Origin of the sequence: Dehalobacter sp. 12DCB1 (assembly GCF_004343605.1) — a bacterium.
Lineage (GTDB): Bacteria > Bacillota > Desulfitobacteriia > Desulfitobacteriales > Syntrophobotulaceae > Dehalobacter.
The window spans coordinates 76,798-94,921 of the sequence record NZ_POSF01000013.1 but is presented as its reverse complement, the minus strand read 5'-3'; the positions used below and the strand labels follow the sequence as shown (position 1 = coordinate 94,921).

General features: G+C 45.3%; 20 protein-coding genes. 17 read left to right on the top strand and 3 right to left on the bottom strand.

From position 1 onward, the window contains the following. Window positions 1–56: 56 nt before the first annotated feature. From rsgA to C1I38_RS05825, 3 genes are all read left to right on the top strand, one after another. A complete protein-coding gene (gene rsgA / locus C1I38_RS05835; RefSeq protein ID WP_119774308.1) occupies window positions 57–926 on the top strand; it encodes a ribosome small subunit-dependent GTPase A in 870 nt (289 codons plus the stop codon). Window positions 927–1,109: 183 nt separating this feature from the next. Next, window positions 1,110–1,814, top strand: a complete 705-nt coding sequence (gene rpe, locus C1I38_RS05830) for a ribulose-phosphate 3-epimerase (protein WP_119774307.1) — start codon at window positions 1,110–1,112, stop codon at window positions 1,812–1,814. Continuing rightward, entirely contained in the window at window positions 1,811–2,470 is a 660-nt protein-coding gene (locus C1I38_RS05825) for a thiamine diphosphokinase (protein ID WP_119774306.1), read from the top strand. Before rpe ends, C1I38_RS05825 begins: the two co-directional genes overlap by 4 nt. Before the next feature lie 96 nt (window positions 2,471–2,566). Here the strand turns inward: C1I38_RS05825 and rpmB are convergent, their stop codons facing one another. After that, window positions 2,567–2,758: a 50S ribosomal protein L28 gene (gene rpmB / locus C1I38_RS05820; protein WP_083916812.1), complete on the bottom strand. Its 192-nt coding sequence runs from the start codon at window positions 2,756–2,758 to the stop codon at window positions 2,567–2,569. Between the two features lie 341 nt (window positions 2,759–3,099). Here rpmB and C1I38_RS05815 point away from each other — a divergent pair, with 341 nt between their 5' ends. The 6 genes from C1I38_RS05815 to C1I38_RS05790 all read left to right on the top strand — a co-directional run bounded on the left by C1I38_RS05815 (window position 3,100) and on the right by C1I38_RS05790 (window position 9,940). Next, window positions 3,100–3,456, top strand: a complete 357-nt coding sequence (locus C1I38_RS05815; RefSeq protein WP_026156582.1) for an Asp23/Gls24 family envelope stress response protein — start codon at window positions 3,100–3,102, stop codon at window positions 3,454–3,456. A gap of 45 nt (window positions 3,457–3,501) precedes the next feature. Next, the gene (locus C1I38_RS05810; protein ID WP_119774305.1) at window positions 3,502–5,226 is read left to right on the top strand and encodes a DAK2 domain-containing protein; all 1,725 of its coding nucleotides are present in this window, start codon (window positions 3,502–3,504) and stop codon (window positions 5,224–5,226) included. A 517-nt stretch (window positions 5,227–5,743) separates the two neighbouring features. After that, complete coding sequence (gene sdaAB, locus C1I38_RS05805) at window positions 5,744–6,421, top strand: L-serine ammonia-lyase, iron-sulfur-dependent subunit beta (RefSeq protein ID WP_119774304.1); 678 nt, start codon at window positions 5,744–5,746, stop codon at window positions 6,419–6,421. A 17-nt stretch (window positions 6,422–6,438) separates the two neighbouring features. After that, entirely contained in the window at window positions 6,439–7,305 is an 867-nt protein-coding gene (sdaAA, locus tag C1I38_RS05800; protein WP_020492807.1) for an L-serine ammonia-lyase, iron-sulfur-dependent, subunit alpha, read from the top strand. A gap of 4 nt (window positions 7,306–7,309) precedes the next feature. Beyond that, on the top strand, window positions 7,310–9,691 hold the full coding sequence (gene recG / locus C1I38_RS05795) for an ATP-dependent DNA helicase RecG (RefSeq protein WP_119774303.1): 2,382 nt from the start codon (window positions 7,310–7,312) through the stop codon (window positions 9,689–9,691). 129 nt (window positions 9,692–9,820) lie between these two features. Continuing rightward, complete coding sequence (locus C1I38_RS05790; protein WP_119774302.1) at window positions 9,821–9,940, top strand: small, acid-soluble spore protein, alpha/beta type; 120 nt, start codon at window positions 9,821–9,823, stop codon at window positions 9,938–9,940. Between the two features lie 182 nt (window positions 9,941–10,122). Here the strand turns inward: C1I38_RS05790 and gpr are convergent, their stop codons facing one another. Beyond that, a complete protein-coding gene (gpr, locus tag C1I38_RS05785) occupies window positions 10,123–11,118 on the bottom strand; it encodes a GPR endopeptidase (protein ID WP_020492805.1) in 996 nt (331 codons plus the stop codon). A gap of 288 nt (window positions 11,119–11,406) precedes the next feature. Between gpr and rsmD the strand changes: the two genes are divergently transcribed. Further along, the gene (gene rsmD, locus C1I38_RS05780; protein WP_119774301.1) at window positions 11,407–11,991 is read left to right on the top strand and encodes a 16S rRNA (guanine(966)-N(2))-methyltransferase RsmD; all 585 of its coding nucleotides are present in this window, start codon (window positions 11,407–11,409) and stop codon (window positions 11,989–11,991) included. Between the two features lie 5 nt (window positions 11,992–11,996). Continuing rightward, window positions 11,997–12,485 carry an ATPase gene (locus C1I38_RS05775; RefSeq protein ID WP_020492803.1) on the top strand — a complete coding sequence of 163 codons (489 nt, stop codon included), beginning with the start codon at window positions 11,997–11,999 and terminating at the stop codon, window positions 12,483–12,485. A gap of 11 nt (window positions 12,486–12,496) precedes the next feature. Here C1I38_RS05775 and ylbJ read toward each other — a convergent pair whose 3' ends face one another. Beyond that, on the bottom strand, window positions 12,497–13,675 hold the full coding sequence (gene ylbJ / locus C1I38_RS05770; RefSeq protein ID WP_119774300.1) for a sporulation integral membrane protein YlbJ: 1,179 nt from the start codon (window positions 13,673–13,675) through the stop codon (window positions 12,497–12,499). Window positions 13,676–13,906: 231 nt separating this feature from the next. Between ylbJ and C1I38_RS05765 the strand changes: the two genes are divergently transcribed. The 6 genes from C1I38_RS05765 (at window position 13,907) to rnc (ending at window position 18,122) form a co-directional block, all read left to right on the top strand. Further along, window positions 13,907–15,109, top strand: a complete 1,203-nt coding sequence (locus C1I38_RS05765; RefSeq protein ID WP_119774299.1) for an acetate kinase — start codon at window positions 13,907–13,909, stop codon at window positions 15,107–15,109. Between the two features lie 66 nt (window positions 15,110–15,175). After that, window positions 15,176–15,688, top strand: coding sequence for a DUF177 domain-containing protein (locus C1I38_RS05760; RefSeq protein ID WP_119774298.1), 513 nt, complete (start codon window positions 15,176–15,178; stop codon window positions 15,686–15,688). Between the two features lie 5 nt (window positions 15,689–15,693). Next, on the top strand, window positions 15,694–15,873 hold the full coding sequence (rpmF, locus tag C1I38_RS05755; RefSeq protein ID WP_015044199.1) for a 50S ribosomal protein L32: 180 nt from the start codon (window positions 15,694–15,696) through the stop codon (window positions 15,871–15,873). Between the two features lie 86 nt (window positions 15,874–15,959). Further along, on the top strand, window positions 15,960–16,955 hold the full coding sequence (gene plsX, locus C1I38_RS05750) for a phosphate acyltransferase PlsX (protein ID WP_119774297.1): 996 nt from the start codon (window positions 15,960–15,962) through the stop codon (window positions 16,953–16,955). Window positions 16,956–17,076: 121 nt separating this feature from the next. After that, entirely contained in the window at window positions 17,077–17,304 is a 228-nt protein-coding gene (gene acpP, locus C1I38_RS05745) for an acyl carrier protein (protein WP_015044197.1), read from the top strand. Window positions 17,305–17,375: 71 nt separating this feature from the next. Then, window positions 17,376–18,122: a ribonuclease III gene (gene rnc, locus C1I38_RS05740; protein WP_119774296.1), complete on the top strand. Its 747-nt coding sequence runs from the start codon at window positions 17,376–17,378 to the stop codon at window positions 18,120–18,122. Window positions 18,123–18,124 lie beyond the last annotated feature (2 nt).

The following is an 18,124-nucleotide window of genomic DNA, read 5'->3' as shown; positions in this document are numbered from 1 at the left end:
ACCTGATAAGAGGTACAGGCGCTATTTGAGTTAGAGTGGGGGAAAGAACAGGATATATGCTGATTCAGGGAACACTGATGAAAGGATATGCCGGCTTTTATTACGTATACGCTGATGACCGGGTATGGGAATGCTCTCTGCGCGGTCGTTTTCGTGTGAAAAAGCAGGATTTTATCCCCGGCGACAAGGTGCTGGTCCTTCCGGGGACAGGGAACAAAGCCACAATTGAAAAGGTACTCGAACGTCAAAATTCTCTGGTCAGGCCGTATATTGCAAATGTGGATCAGGTCCTCTTGGTTTTCTCCCTGAAGACCCCTGATCCGGATTACAATTTGCTAGACAGGCTGCTCATTCAAGCTGGAAAAGCAGAAATCAGCATTTTGATCATATTCACCAAGGAAGATTTGGATGTTGGAAATCAAGCCCCGGCTGTCGATTACCGCAGGATCGGCTATGAAGTCGTCCAGGTGTCGAATCGGACGCTGACAGGAATCGATGAAGTTGCTGAACGGCTTAGGGGCAATGTGTCTGTGTTAGCAGGACCTTCTGGATCTGGCAAATCTAGCCTGATTAACGCCCTGAATCCGGGGAAGACACTTAAAACAGGTAACGTCAGCGACAAAATCGGCCGGGGAAGGCATACAACCAGGCACGTCGAACTTCTTTCTGTAGCAGGAGGACTTGTTGCAGATACGCCGGGATTTTCATCCCTATACCTGCCCGAAATGAAGAGAGAGGAACTGCAATCCTACTTTCCTGAGTTTGTCCGGGTTAAACATGAATGCCGCTTTTCAAGCTGCCTTCATGACAAGGAACCTGACTGTGCTGTAAAAGAAGCACTGAGTGAGAGCCTTATTAATTCTTTCAGATATGAGCACTATCTGCAGTTTTTAAAAGAAGTCATCGAATATGAAAAAAATTATTAAACTTGGCTGGCGCCAAGTCTTAGCTGTACTTAGATGTATCAGAAGGTAACTTTGAACTTTTCTGATACCCTAATAAAGGGTTTCAGAGCTGAACGAAGAATAATTACAGAAAACCGTAACAAGAATTATAAGAAACTGCACGCAGCAAAGAAACAGCACCATAGGTTTGGAAGGAGGATCTTTATGGCTTTGACGATTGCCCCATCGATACTGTCTGCCAATTTTGCCAGATTGGGAGAGGACGTCAGTCTTGTTGAAAATGCGGGGATTGATATGCTGCATATAGATATTATGGATGGACACTTTGTTCCGAATATCTCAATAGGTCCTGCAGTTGTTGGATCGCTCCGCAAGGTATCGTCGCTGGAGTTTGATGTTCATCTGATGATTGAACATCCTGAAAAGTATGTTGAAGATTTTGTGAAGGCAGGTGCCGACTCGATCACGATTCATGCTGAGGCAACCAAGCACCTTCACCGGGTCATCCAGCTGATCAAATCTCTTGGGGTGAATGTGGGCGTTGCACTAAACCCTGCAACCCCACTGGAAATGCTGACGTATGTTTTGCAGGAACTTGATGTTGTGCTGCTGATGACTGTGAATCCTGGTTTTGGCGGCCAAAAGTTTATTCAAGAAGTATTGCCGAAAATCGTAGCACTGTCGGCGATCCTGAAGGAAGTGAACCCGCTTTGCCGTATTGAAGTGGATGGTGGAATTAATATTGAGACAGCCCGTCTGGTAAGCAAAGCGGGGGCCGAGATCCTGGTAGCCGGTGCAGCCGTATTTGCTTCTCCGGATCCGCAGCAGGCGATTTGTGATATCCTTGAAGCCGCCAAAGAGGAACAGCGTACCAACAAAAATAAAAGATTCCGGGGAATTAAGCAATGAAGGTTGCAGTCATGGCAAACGGAGAATGGGATGCTGCGTGGGGCCGCAGCGAACTCACCGAGAATCATATTGAGATGTTGATCTGTGCGGACGGAGGGGGCAACAAAGCCATTGCTTCGGGCAGAATCCCTGATGTATTGATCGGGGACCTCGATTCCATTACAAAAGAAAATTTGGAAAAATGTATAGCGGCCAAAACGACCGTCAAACAATATCCCTGCGAAAAAAATGAGACAGATTTAGAGCTCGCCGTGGCCTATGCAGATACATATTTAGATTATCAGGGATGTTCCCAGGACGAAATTGTTCTTTATGCTGCCGGCGGTAAAAGGCTGGATCACCTGATGGGGAACATATCAATCATGATTGCGTATGCCGAAAAAGGCAGACGGCTGAAGATGAAAGACCCAAGATCCGATGCCTGGGTGATGCTTCAAGGTAAAGAGAACATCAAGGGCAGCATTGGTCAGCAATTGTCGATCGTTGCCTTATCTGACGATGCGCGGGTATCTGCCAAAGGGCTGTACTATGAGCTGGATATGCTGAAGCTTGCGCATAATTCACCGCGTGGAATCAGCAATGTGTTTAGGGATGAAGATATCTCGATTGAGATTCATGAAGGAAAAGTTCTGATCTATGTTCAAATACCTTGTTAATGTAAAACTTACTCTCCAAAATTGATTGAAAAAGCAAAAACCCCGGCTTTAAAGTCGGGGTTGTTTTAATCCAATCACAGTTGTTTCACGATAAAGTTAGATTGCCCGTTTCACTTTACCTGAACGAAGGCATCTTGTGCAGACTTTGACATGGGTGGGAGTACCGTTCACTACAGCACGGACACGCTGGAGGTTTGGTTTCCAGGTACGCTTGGAGCGAATATGGGAGTGACTGACACTCATCCCGGAAGAAACTCCTTTTCCGCAAACATCACAAATATTAGCCATGATTTCTTCTACCTCCTTTTCACCCAAAAATGACACTATTATAGTTTAGCAGAACTTAAAAGAATTGGCAAGAGTAGGTTTTTATTATCCGACAAGGTTTATATAGGTTTTATACATCCTGCAAATGCAAATGTTTTATGCATATATTATACTACATATAACAGGTACTGATAAGAAAAAATAAGGTGTTGTTCTCTAAGGTATTCACATAGTATTTGACGAAAGCTACCGTGTATATTATCCTAATTATATTAAAGAAAACGGTGAATCTTCCAAGGTGGAATTTTATTTTTTAAAAGATTAAATTTATGCAGGATTACACGGAAAGCGAGGTTAAGAAGATGGCAAAGCTGATGGAAACAAAACTGGGAAATGTAGAAATATCAGAAGATGTTATAGCTACAATTTCAGGTGCGGCGGCAATCGAGTGTTATGGGTTGGTGGGTATGGCTTCGAGAAAGATTTCGGATGGCGTTTCAGGTTTGCTTAAAAGGGAGAACTTATCCAAAGGGGTGAACGTCACCGTTCAGGAAGAGGACTTGATCATAGACCTTAACATCATTGTGGGATACGGAATTAAAATATCGGAAGTTGCCTCCAATGTGATGGATCGGGTTCGCTATACTGTCGAGACAATGACAGGTCTAAAAGTGGCTGAAGTAAATGTGAATGTTCAAGGGGTAAGATTTTTAGAATAGTTGAGAATACCTTAGATGATCTTAGGATGAGTAGGAGGATAAATTTTGAAAGCCGTGTCGGAAGCTATAGCTCAAAAAATTGACGGAAACGTATTAAAAGATATGATAAGGTCGGGGTCTCGTCTGCTGGAGCAAAGGAAAAAGGAAATTGATGCTTTGAATGTATTTCCGGTCCCGGACGGGGATACGGGTACAAATATGAATTTGACATTCAAAGCAGCATCATTGGCAGCAGATAAGGTAACGGGCAATTCTGTGCATGAAGTTGCAAGTGCCGCTTCTACAGGTTCCCTGATGGGCGCCAGGGGGAATTCAGGTGTTATTTTGTCTCAGATCATGAGAGGGATTGCCAGGGGCTTGGAAGGGATTAACGAAGCAAATGCTCTCCAGATGGCTCATGCGCTGCAAACCGGTGTTGAAAGCGCGTACAAGGCAGTGATGAAACCGGTCGAAGGAACGATTCTTACTGTATCCAGGGAGACTGCCCGGGGTGCATATCTTAAAGCAAAAAGCGGAACGACTGATATTTTGGAAGTTTTGAGGGCTGGTTGTGAAAAAGGTGAAGAGGCGCTGGCCAGGACGCCTGAGATGTTGCCCGTTCTGAAACAGGCAGGTGTGGTTGATGCCGGCGGTCAGGGCTTCCTGACTATTTTATACGGCTGGATCTCAGCCTTGGAAGGCAAGGAAATTGGTTACACTGAGGTACAGCAGGAGGAGATCCAGGTTTCTGAGGTTTCAGGCATTATTGCCGTTGAAAGCCTGGAATTCCCATATTGTACTGAGTTTCTGGTAAAAGGAAATGGCCTTGATCCCGATGTTCTAAGACAGGCACTCCTGGACAAAGGTGACTGCTTGTTGGTCGTCGGCACGGAAGATGTGGTCAAGATCCATATTCATACCCGAAATCCCGGACTCATATTGGATTATGCCATCCAATATGGTTCTCTGCATGAAGTTCAGATTCACAATATGCTTGCCCAAAATGAGCTGGCTGCCCATCAAACCAAAAATGCGCCTGAAAGCAGTGAAGCTGCTTATATCGGTGAGCTCGCGGATGCTTCATTAGGGGTTCCTTCAGGCCAGGCGGCTCCGGTCGGGACAACAGGGGTCAGGGAATATGGGATCGTTGCAGTTGCTATGGGAGAAGGCATTGCCCAAATCTTCACCAGTCTGGGTGTCGATGAGGTTGTTTTCGGTGGTCAGACTATGAATCCGAGTACCAGTGATCTTGCTGAAGCGATTAGGAAAGTTCCCGCCCGCCATATTTTCCTTCTGCCGAACAACAGTAACATCATTATGGCGGCCGGTCAGGTCAACGAATTAATTGAAGACAAGGAAATCTATGTTATTCCGACGAAGACGATACCGCAGGCGATTGCTTCTTTGCTTGCGTTTAATTCCGACAGTCTTCCGGAGGAAAACGTCCAAAATATGACAACGGCGTTCAGACAAGTAAGTTCTGGAGAGGTAACTTATGCGGTCAGAAATTCGCAGTATGGCGAGCTGGAGATTGCCGAAGGGGATATTCTCGGCCTGATTGAGGGAACAATAAAGACGACAGGTAGAGATATTTTTGACGTTGCCAAAAATGTTCTGGAGGAAATGAATTGGCGTGAAAAGGATCTGGTCACCATTTTTTACGGCAAAGACATGGCCGAAGAAGATGTAAGCCTGCTTACGGACTGGCTTAGTGAGGAAAAACCGGAGATTGAAGTTGAGGTTTATTCAGGGAAACAGCCATTATATTATTATATTCTCGGGGTTGAATAAACAAAGAACTTCGGCTTCGGCCGAAGTTTTTTTATCCAAGCTGATTTCTTGATGAAGGTCTTCGAAAGCATCTTGTTAGGGCAGATCTCCTGAGCCAATCTGCTTGGGTAAGTCTGCATGCCACAATACCGTTTTCGGCTATTGCGTCTTCCTTGACGCAAAAAGCCGCGCTACGCCATCCAGGCTTCGCTTGTCGCGGAACTGTGGCATGCAGACTGATCATAAGATTGGTTTAAGACGAATAAAACGATCTGAATAGCCGCATGATCTACATTCTGACATGCAGACTGGCTTGAATACCCTTAAGATCAGTCTGGGGACCACAGTTCTGCTGTGAGCGGAGCATGGAGTGCGGAGCGCGGCCTTTTGTGCCACGGAGGGCACAACGGCCGGAAAGCAGTATTGTGGCCCCCAGACTTACCCTAGCATAATGGTCTTGTAAAATTACTAAGCATAAAAAATGTATGAATGTATGAAAACGGATTGACCAAAATGATCCCTGAAGGAAGGTGAACGAGTGAAGGTTGGGAGCGTTTTTGATCTGTTGGGGCCGGTAATGGTCGGGCCATCAAGTTCCCATACGGCGGGGGCGGTCAGGCTCGGTCTGATGGCTGCGAAAATACTTGGTGCCAAAGTGAAGCAGGCCCGTATCCAGCTGCATGGTTCTTTCGCTGAGACGGGGAAGGGACATGGAACTCATCTTGCCTTGACTGCAGGCCTGCTCGGGATGAAGCCGGATGATAGCCGAATCAGGGAGGCTTCGCAGATTGCACTAGAGGCTGGGGTGGAAACGGTATTTGAAAATGTCAATCTGGGTGATGTACACCCGAATTCGGTTCGTTTCCTGCTGATCGGCTGGGGCGGTGAAAAAGCTGAAATCAATGGTTCATCGTTGGGCGGCGGGAAAATACTGATTACCGAGGTAAACGGCTTTGAGGTTGAGTTCACCGGGGAATATCCTGCTTTAATTGCGATCTATATGGACTATCCGGGGATGATAGCTGAAATAACCAGACTGCTAGCAGGTGAAGGGGTTAATATTGCCCAGATGAAAGTCTCTAGAGAAGGCAAAGGGCAAAATGCGCTGGCGGTTATAGAGACGGATGAGCCGATCACGGATGCTCTCAGCAGTGAAATGAAAAAGATGCCGATGATCGAGCAGGTGATGTTTATTGAACCCATCATAGACATTTGACGGCGGGAGGTTGACAGATGCGTTCTTATAGTGAATTAGTGGAAAAAACTGAAAAGTTCAATAAAAAAATCAGTGATATAGTTCTTCAGGAGGAATGTCTGAGGACAGGTATACCGGCTGAACAGCTGTTTAAAAAGATGAAGAATCATTATGCCGTGATGCGAGAATCAGTTGAAAGCGGAATGACTGGTAAGTGGAAATCTTTGTCAGGACTTGTAGGAGGAGAAGCTGCTTTTTTGGAGAAATATAGAGAAAGTGGCAAGTCGATTCTGGGAGATCCGGTAAACAAGGCAGCAGCCAGGGCAATGGCCGTAGCTGAGGTCAATGCCGGCATGGGTAGGATCGTGGCAGCACCGACAGCAGGGTCGTGCGGTGTGTTGCCCGCGGTATTGCTAACAGTTCAAGAAATGTTGGATGTTACGGAAGAAGATTCCGTTCAGACTCTTTTTACATCTGCCGGCCTTGGGATGGTCATTGCGGAAAGAGCCAGTGTTTCAGGTGCAGAAGGCGGGTGTCAGGCAGAGATAGGTTCAGCGGCCGCCATGGCTGCGGCTGCTGCAGTGGAATTGTGTGGCGGATCGCCCGGTCAAACAGCGCAAGCAGCAGCCTTGGCTTTGAAAAGTTTTCTTGGTTTGGCCTGTGACCCTGTAGCCGGGCTGGTTGAGGTGCCCTGTGTAAAAAGGAATGCCATGGCGGCAGTTATCGCATTGACTGCAGCCGAAATGGCTTTGGCTGGAATCAAAAGTGCGATTCCGTTGGATGAGGTCATTGATGCAATGGCTTCAATCGGCAGGGAAATGTCCTGCAGCCTCAAGGAAACGTCCCGGGGGGGACTCGCCGTCACCCCTGCGGCTCAAAAATATAAAGATCATTTGGCAAGGTGAGAATGTGCTGCAATCAGATCATTGGCGAAACAGTGTAAATAGGGCGATGAAAGCCGAGGAAAAACAGGGATTTATTGATACAGGTGCAGTTGGCGGCTTTAGCAGTTTTTTACTGGATTCGCTTGCTGGACTGGGCGGTTTTTTTTCCGCGGAAAGCCTCGCCTCAATGCAGCGAATCGCAGAAGAGTATCATGAAGTTAGCCCGTATAAAAGACGGGCTTTATTGCGTGAACTCCAGGAACTACTGGATAAAACAACATCTTCAAATGCTCCTGGACTAGCTTCTGGAGGAATCTACGGAATAACATCCAAAGAAACATCAGGGTCCTTTCGTACCACAGAGAAGGTCTTATCCAACCTAAAAGTTCAGACAGCGAGCATCAGTCAACCCCAAAATCTGCAGTATATCAAAGGTGTCGGACCGCAAAGAGCCAAACAGTTAGAAAATATGGGGGTTTTCACCCCTGAGGATCTTCTGCGGTATTATCCGCGCAAATATGAAATCCGCTTGAAACGGCAGATTCAGGATATTCAGGATGGCGAGTATGTTACGATTGATGGGATTGTAACTGGAAGCCAGGTTACCAAAGGCAGAGTCAAGGTCGTCAAATTAAATATTGAACAGGACGGCAGAAGCATTCATGCCGTCTGGTTTAATCAAATGCATATACCAAAACAATATCCGGACGGAACAAAGGTCACTGTGACAGGAAAAGCACAATGGCGCACCAGGATCCCAGAATTACTTGTGTCCGAAATCAGGAAAGGACTTTACGAGGGTCCTGATCAAAAAATGGTTCCTGTATATTCAGAAACAGCCCGTCTCAATTCGAAAACTATCCGGGAGATTATCCAGGTTATTTTGCCACAGGCTGACCGAATCTTTGACGAATTCCTTCCGTATGAGGAGAATGATTTGCTGGAACGGCGGCAAGCCATTAAAGAAATCCATTTTCCACGCTCCGCAGAAACACTGAAAAAGGCACGTGAAAGACTGGTCGTTGAGGAAATCCTTCTGCTTCAGCTGGCCCTGTCTAGGCTTCGTTCACCCGGGCCTCAGAAAGAAGGTCTGGTTTTAAACCAGGGCGGAGCTTTGGTCCGAAAATTTGTTTCCGGGCTTCCTTTCCGGCTGACCGGTGCCCAACAAAGAGTCATTCGGGAAATATTCCGGGATATGGGGAGCATAGAAAAGCCGATGACCCGTTTGCTTCAGGGCGATGTTGGATCCGGTAAAACCGTGGTGGCGATGGCTGCCCTGCTGCAGGCTGTGGGCTCGGGTTATCAAGCCGCTATGATGGCGCCAACTGAAGTGCTTGCCCAACAGCACTATGAATCGCTGCAAGTTGCTTTTGAACCTTTAGGAGTAAAAGTGATATTCCTTGTCGGAAACCAAAGTAAGCCTGAAAGGGAACAAATCTTAGGACAGATTTTGAGCGGAAAAGCCCAGGTTGTCGTCGGAACCCAGACCCTCATTCAGGAATCCGTCCGGTTCAACGCCCTCGGTCTTGCCATTACCGATGAACAGCACAGGTTTGGTGTCAGACAGCGGACCCTATTACAGGACAAGGGAGGGAACCCGCATGTTTTGGTTATGACCGCTACCCCGATCCCGAGGACGCTTGCGCTGACTTTATATGGCGATCTTCAGCTTTCGGTGCTGGACGAGCTGCCTATTGGCAGGAAGCCGGTCATCACCAGGAAAATTTCAGACCGCAGCCGCTCCAGCATGGAAAAATTTCTGAAGCAGCATGTCGCTGCGGGTCGACAGATTTATGTGGTTTGTCCACTTGTCGAAGAAACAGAAAAATCGGATTTTGTTTCAGCAACCCAAAAGGCTGATGAATTGAGTCAGACTTTTGAAGGAAGTAACGTTGCGCTTCTGCACGGAAGAATGAAAGGACAGGAAAAAGAGGAGATCATGCAGTGCTTCCGGCGCGGGGAGATTGATATTCTGGTTACGACAACTGTCGTCGAAGTCGGAGTCAATGTACCGAATGCATCTGTGATGGTGGTTGAGGGTGCTGAAAGATTTGGGCTTGCCCAGCTGCACCAGCTCCGCGGAAGAGTCGGACGCGGACAAGAACAGTCGTATTGTCTCCTGATTAGCAATACCCGGGACAGTACCCGGCTGAATATTCTTTGTGAGACAGAGGACGGTTTCCGGATTGCCGAGGAGGATCTGAAGATCCGGGGCCCAGGAGAGCTGCTCGGGCTTCGTCAGCATGGCGTGCCAGAGTTAAAGCTTACAGATCTGGGAACTGACGGAAGACTGGTTGAAAAAGCCTATCAACTGCTTCAGAAGGTTCTGAAAGATCCTCAAAAATACCAAAAAGTCTATCAGGAGGTCAATCGTCTTTATCCCAAAGAAAAAATCGGAGTGAATTAGTGCTGGGAGTAATTTTATACGATGAACAAGTCACAGTATGTATGATTTTTTTTGCACAGGCTCATACTATTCCTTGTCGGCAGCATTCCAGTCACGGATTGATGCAAAACTTTCAAGGGGGCAGAGAATATGACAGATGTAAAAAATGATACGGCAAGTGAACTGGAAAACCTTAAATATGAAATTGCTCAAGAGATGGGTCTTCCTCAAAAAAAACAAAGATCAAAAGTAAAAACAAAGAAGACATAACGAATAAAGAATAAAGAATGACGAATAAAAAATAACGAGATATGGAATAAAAAAACCTTTTGTTGAAGCATTCAGATTGATGATATCAATACTGCAACAAAAGGCTTTTTGTTAACGGTAGAGGAATAATCTTCCTCTTATGATCACTATCGTTATTCGGGTCGATTTAAAAAGTAGATTGTTTAATGGAGGTAGGTCTCAAAATTATGGCTGTCAATTCCGGGATGAATGCTCTGGTTGATCGCTGCAGCAATAATTTTGGCGCTTCTTTCAATTAACTCATCGACCTCCTTGGGTGTCACCATCAGACTGTCCTCGTAAGGTGATAAGGCTTTTTGCATGACATTCATCAAGACCTGTTCATTTTCCTGTTGATAGATTTCGGCTAGGGAAGGTTCAGCTTCCATTTGTTCAAAAAGCTCTTCGATGGTCTTATGCGCGATGATTGCAGCATTGACAACAGTCGGAACGCCGATAGCAATGACTTTGCAGCCAAGGGTTTCTTCATTAAGCCCTTTACGTTGATTACCAATTCCGGAACCAGGATTGATCCCAGTATCCGCTAATTGAATGGTTGTGCCGATTCTATCCAGTGCACCTGCGGCCAGGGCATCGATCGCGATCACGTAATCCGGACGGACGTGTTCAACCAGTCCGCGGATTACCTCCGCCGTTTCAATTCCGGTCAATCCAAGCACACCAGGTGATATCGCTGACACTTGGCGCATTTTCCCCTCCATTTCTTCGGGGGTATAATGAAAAAGGTGACGGGTGACCATGATCTTCTCGACAACTTTGGGCCCAAGTGCGTCTGGAGTCGCCTGCCAGTTGCCAAGACCAACAATCAGAAAACTGGTATCTTCCTTAAAGTTAAACAATCCGGCGAGATGCCTTGCTAATATTGCAACGATTTTATTGTGCTGCTGGTAATTGTTTTCTTTGATATCCGGAGCATCAATTGTAATATAATTTCCTTTAGGCCTGCCCAATTCTTTTTCGCCTTTGGCATTTGTGATTTCGATTGCAGTGACAGTTGCCTCTTGAAATTCCTCTTTCTTCATGATGACGCCTGCTATCTCCTGGCCACTTTCTCCCCGCAGCAAGTCATGGGCTTCCACTGCAAGGTCGAGATAAATATTCATTTTTTTTAGAAAGCTTGATTTGTTCGATAATTTCATTTCGGCAGCAGCTCCTTTTTAAATCTGTTTTAGTATGTTGGATTTTTAACACAGATATTCAAATCATGAAAGATTAATGGTTGAAAGATAAAGTGGAAAATTTAAATTGATTATCAGATAGAATATTGGTTGGAGATTCAAGTTGGAGATTCATTAGGTTCTGGAACGGAATAATATGTTTTTCGTTTGGAATCAGATATGATATACTAAAAAAATGGAAGTATCCTGTAAGAAAATATTTAAATCAGGTTAGATCATTGTATAATAAAAGGATAAAGTAAAGACATCATATCCAGAGGATTAAACATCGTGCGAATTATTTCAGGACAATGGAAAGGACGAAATTTAAAAACTGTAAAAGGCATGGATACCCGTCCCACTTCCGCTAAAGTCAAAGGGGCGATTTTCAATATTCTTGCCGGCAAGGTAATGAGTGCCAGAGTCCTGGATCTTTTTGCGGGAACTGGAAACCTTTCTTTTGAAGCTTTGTCTAGGGGGGCCCGTCATGCTGTTCTGGTTGAGAAAGACACTTCAGCGCTGGAGACAATCAGAAAGAATGCCGAGATTCTCGGAGCGTTTCCAAGGACCAGCATACTACGGATGGATGCAATGAATTTTTTTAAACAGGCAGCTCAGGAAAGCTTTGACTTAATTTTTCTTGATCCGCCTTATCGGCGGGGACTGGCCGACATGGCGCTTGCCTATTTGCAGACGCACCCTATCTTAAATCCCGGTGGGGTTATTATCATTGAAACTTCTACAGAAGAAACCATTGATGATGCAATAGACCCTCTGGAAATAAGGTTAACAAGAGAATATGGAGATACCAGGTTATGGTTTATTCAGAATAAAGAAGAGCATGAGGAGGGATAATTCCTTTGGAAAATCATTTGATTGATCTCATTGAACAGTTGGAAGAAGTACTTGACCATGGAACCAAGGTGCCTTTAACCGGCAAGATTATGGTTGATGAAGAAACAGTATTAGAAATATTGGATGGAATACGTTCCGTTCTGCCTGAGGAAATCAAACAGGCGAATTATGTTTTGGCTGAAAGAGACCGCTATATGGAAGAAGCCCGCAGCGATGGGCAGAGAATCGTAGACCGGGCGCAAAAACAGGCTGACCAGTTGCTTCAGGAAAATGAAATTGTTGCTCAAGCCCGGGCCTATGCCGAGGAAATTGTCTTAAAGGCGCAGCAGTATTCTCGAGAAGTAAAATTAGGCGCTTTGAAATATTCCGATGATCTGCTTCGGGATATTGAATCAAAAATGGGAGAGGCTTTTCAATCTATCAAAGCCAGCCGGGAAGAATTAAATGCCATGGCTCGCTGGGATGAACGGGTCCAGACCATGGAGCAGGAATAAACAAGTTATCTTTAATGATGGTGCACTTTTTCCCATATTCTAATGATGAAGACAATGGAAAGCAGAGTCAAAATACATAGGCCAAAATACAAGCTGCTCCATCTTAAGGACAACAGCCAGGAAGCATCCCCTCCAGTTAGCTGTGCAGGGAGGCTGGAGGTTGGAATATCGCTGAGTTTTAGCAGCAGCTGACTGATCAAAAGCGCCAAAAAGGAATGGATGGTTCTACCGGCTACAAATGGAAGAAGCCGAAGATCTGTTGACACTGTAAAGCTGGATACTTGTGCAAAAACAGAAATCCCCCCCCATCCAAGCAGCAAGGCCAGGACCCCAATCTTGCTGTTCAGGGATGAAAAGGCCTGGACGGCTGCATTACATCCCAAGGTGGTTTCCAGGAATCCCTGGATGATGGCATTGGCTTCCATAACAGAAATGGATCCGGCCGAGAGGAAATGGAATGTGTCGGCTAGAACGGAGCTTAGATGCGTTACTGTTAGAAGATGGGTTATTACAGAGAAAAAAATGATATATCCTCCAACCAGGATAATCGTTGACGTACTTTCCCTGACTGCATCAGCCAATAATGCGCCAATGGTTTTGTTGTTTTGTTGGAGGTTTTTTAATTCACGCAAAGCCTTTCTCCAGGAAAAATACGTTCTTGGAATAGCCTTTTCGGATGAAACACCATAATTACGAAAAATTAAACCGACCAGCAGGTTGGCGAGATATACAGATCCTGCAATAATAATACCCAGGGCAGGGTTTCCAAGCATCCCCGACGCCACTGCCCCGAACATAAAGCCTGGACTGGGATTGCTGGTAAAGGCAAGAAGTCTTTCTCCTTCGATCCGTGTAATCTCTCCGTTTTTCCTGAGTTTGCATGTCAATATCGCTCCGATCGGAATCCCCGAAGTGTGTGTCATGGCCAAAACAAAAGAGGCTTTGCCCGGCAGACGGAAAACAGGACGCATTAGTGGTTCGAGCAAAACTCCTAAAAAGTTGACCAGGCCAAGTTGCAGAAGAAGTTCAGAGACAATAAAGAATGGGAATAAGGCCGGCAAGATATAATTTGCCCAAAGCATTAAGCCTTTGGAGGCAGAACTCAATACTTCCTGAGGATAAATGAACATACAGACGGCAAGGATTAAAAAGACCAGGATTCTCAGGAATGGCAAGGTAGCCGTCACCATCCTTTAGCGTATTTAGGAACGGAACACCAAAATGGGGTTGACAGGGCACAAAGATATGATAGACTCTTTATAATCAGTTCATATACTGTTTACTTTATTTCACTCATATTTAGGGTATTCCTATATGTGATTTATATAACCGGAGTATACAAAGATAAGAAAGAGAAAAAAATACAATATTATATAGGCAATGTATCTTGATTGGTGGAAGAGAGTAAAGGAGTGTAATTTGTGAAGATTCTCGTGCTAAATTGCGGCAGCTCATCGCTCAAATATCAGATGATGGATATGGAAACGAAGAGTGCGATGGCAAAAGGCCTGGTGGAAAGAATCGGGCTTCCCGGAGCGATGCTTACGCATCGTCCGAAAGGTGGAGAAAAAGAGGTCATTGTTGCTGATTTGCCGGATCATACAGCTGCGATCAAACTGGTTTTACAGGCTGTGATCGATCCGAATTTTGGTGTTTTAGCGTCATTGGAAGAAATTGATGCTATAGGGCACAGAGTACTCCATGGCGGAGAAAAAGTGTCCGGCTCCGTGCTTGTGAATGAAGAGGTCAAACAGGCGATTGAAGAGTGTTTTGAACTTGGACCGCTTCATAATCCGGCCAACCTGGCAGGAATTATCGCTTGCGAACAGATGATGTCCGAGACACCACAAGTTGCCGTGTTTGATACGGCTTTCCATCAAACGATGCCTCCGGAAGCTTATATCTACGGGATACCTTACGAACTGTATGAAAAGTACAAGATCCGCAGATATGGTTTCCATGGAACCTCCCATAAGTATGTCAGCCAGCGGGCTGCGGTGGTCATGGATAAACCGCTGGAAAAGTTAAAGCTGATCAGCTGCCATCTAGGTAACGGATCTTCGCTTACGGCTATAAAAAACGGAAAATCAGTTGAAAATTCCATGGGGTTTACACCGTTGGAGGGGCTGATGATGGGCACCCGGTCGGGCGATCTTGATCCGGCTATTGTTCCGTTTATCATGAAAAAAGAAAGGATCTCCGGGGACGCAGTCAATGCGCTGTTAAACAAAAAAAGCGGCGTACTTGGCCTTTCGGGAGTCAGCAGTGATTTCCGTGATTTGCAGAAAGCTGCTGACGAAGGCAATTACCGTGCCCAACTTGCCCTGGATGTTTTTGTTCATGACGTTAAGAAATACATTGGAGCCTATGCTGCAATTCTTGACGGTGTCGACGGGATCATATTTACAGCAGGACTGGGAGAAAACTCTCCTTTAATTCGCCGGTCAATCTGTGATACGCTGGGCTGCATCGGCGTCAGTATTGACGATGAGAAAAATGAAGCGGCCAGCGGACAGGAAGTGGACATTTCCAAGTCGGGAGCCAAATGCAAGGTCATGGTCATCCCGACAAATGAAGAACTCATGATTGCCTTGGATACGGAGGAAATCATCCGGAAGATGTAATCCTTTCTTGACAAAGAAAAAAGTGATAACTATAATTACAGTTGTTGCATATCGAGGTGATTGCTGGTGATCGTCAATGTATTTCAAGTAAGGCGGGCCGAGGGTGGGTCAAAGACTTTTAAGTTCCATGAAGAAAGTTTTCCACCTCTACAGCTCGGAAATGAGTCTTATCGTTTCTTAGCCCCGCTTGAAGTGGAACTAAAAACTGAAAATGTCGGCAAATCGCTCTTGGTGAATGGGAAAATATCGTCTGTGATTGCTGTCATCTGTTCCAGGTGTCTGAAAGAATTTTCGTATAATCTGGAGATTGCTTTCGAAGATGAATGGGTTCCGGCGGAGTTTGCTTCTGAAGCTGAAGACGACAGCATTCTGGTTTTCGAAAAGGACGAGTTTCCGATTGACGACAGGATTGTAGAACATATGCTGCTGCAGCTGCCTTTTAAGTTTTTATGTTCTGAAGATTGCAGAGGTCTCTGTCTGAAATGCGGCGCTGACCGCAATGTGAATCCGTGTGCGTGCTCTACTGAGGATATCGATCCTCGCTTAGAAATATTATCCAAATGGAATAAGGGGGTGTAATATCAGTGGGTGTTCATCAAAATAAACAATCCAAATCTAGAGTCCGCAGGCGCAGAGCAATGGATAAGCTATCCGTTCCTAACCTTGTGGAATGCCCCCAGTGCCATCAACAGAAGCTTCAGCATCATATTTGTGCAAATTGCGGCTATTACAATGGCAAAGAAGTCATCTCCATGGGTGAATAATAAGTTAGAAATTCTCGAAAAAACAGATCAAAGCTTGGCGTCAGCCAAGTTTTCTGTATATAATGAGAGAAGGGGGGATGTCATGAATGAAAATTGCCATTGATGCTATGGGCGGAGATCATGCGCCCGGAGAGATTGTCAAAGGCGCCTTAAAGGCGGCTAAGGTTCTTCCGGATATCCAGATTATCCTTGTCGGACAGAAAGACAAGATAGACTTACATATACCTGAAGACTTAAAAGGCACTATTGAGATTTATGAATGTTTCGAAGTCATTGAAATGGATGAACATCCGGCTGCCGCGATTAAGAAAAAGAAAGATGCCTCTATTGTCGTAGCCACGAGACTCGTGAAAGAAGGATATGCGGATGCCTTGGTGTCAGCAGGCAGCACCGGAGCGCAGATGGCTTCAGCTTTGTTGGGCTTAGGCAGAATTAAAGGAATCAACCGGCCTGCGATCTGCACGGTTCTGCCGACGCTCCAAGGCGGAAAACTGCTTCTTGATGTCGGTGCCAATCCGGATGCAAAACCGGAAAACCTTCTGCAGTATGCGATGATGGGAAGCATCTATGCTGAAAAGATTCTGGGACTTAAAAGTCCTAAGGTCGCTCTTCTGAATATCGGCAGTGAAGAGGGCAAAGGGAACGAACTTGTTCAGTCTGCTTATGACTTGTTAAAACAATCTTCCCTGAATTTTGTCGGAAATATTGAAGGCAGGGACATTCCCTATGGGACTGCAGACGTGATTGTCTGTGATGCTTTTGTCGGTAATATCGTACTAAAAACCATTGAAGGAATGTCGTCATCGCTTTTCCAGCTGATTAAGCAGAAAATTACAACGAGTACTACCAGGAAAATAGGAGCAATGCTGGTTAAACCAGGATTAAAAGAAATTGCACACATGCTGGATTATTCTGAGTACGGTGGAGCCCCGCTTCTCGGCGTGAACGGTACAAGCATTATCTGTCACGGAAGTTCTAAAGAGAATGCTATTTTCAATGCTGTCCGTGTAGCTAAAGAATGTATCCAAGGACAAATTATCGAAAAAATTGCCGATGGTTTAGAAAAAAGTATGCAAAAATAGATTGCTGTCATGAAAAAGTTGCTTGCATTATTGATAAATACTGGTACAATTCTGAATAAAAGGCTTTACTGCTCAGAATAATAGGGTAAGAAATAAAACTACCTGAGAGGGGGTGGCATAAATGGATGTATACGAAAAGGTAAAAGCAATTGTTATTGATCAACTGGGAGTAGGCGAAGATGAAATCACTCCTACCACAACATTCCAAGCTTTAAACGCAGATTCACTGGATATTGTTGAGCTTGTCATGGCACTTGAAGAGGAATTTAACCTTGATATTGCCGATGAAGAGGTGGAAAATATTCAGTCCATTGCTGATGTTGTGAAGTATGTACAAGAGAACCAATAAGCCTAGTTTCGAGGCCCCGTAGTTAGACTACTACGGGGCTTTTAACTCATTTAGGATGAAAGGAGTAATACATGGTCAAAAGAAACCGCCGCGCTTATTTTCACAAGAGCTCCCGGAATAAATACCTTGAACAAACGGGAGAAGTTGAATCCTTTATTAGCCAGTTAGGGTTGGAAAACCTGCAAAGCGAACTGATTTTTACAGCGATGACGCATCCTTCTTTCACCTTTGAAAATCCCAACAGCGGGTTGGAAAATAATCAGCGGCTGGAGTTTTTAGGCGATGCAGTTTTGGATTTCATCATTGGCGAGTATCTCTATCAGAACTATCCGGATAAGCCTGAAGGCGAGCTTACCAAAATGAGAGCTGCAGTCGTTAATGAAACGACGCTGGCCAGAAAAGCCCGCAGTATTAACTTGGGTCAGGCACTGTTTCTGGGTAAAGGGGAACAGTCCTCCGGCGGCAGGGACAGGCCATCCATCATTGCCGATGCGCTGGAGGCAGTCATCGGAGCGATTTATTTGCAGTATGGCTTTGAAAAAGTTCGTAAATTCATACTTGACATGCTTGTTCCAGAGATTCTGGAACTTAACGAAGGAAATTATGGAGATTTCAAAACCATGCTTCAGGAAAAAGCGCAAAAGAAGGAATATGAGGTTTACTACAGGATTATCGAAGAGACAGGACCTGATCACGATAAACGATTTACCGCAGGTGTCTATCTTCATGGTGAACTGCAGGGAACAGGAATCGGTAAGACCAAAAAAGAAGCAGAGCAGCAGGCAGCCCGTTTTGCGCTGAAAGCATGGGAGGTATAAAT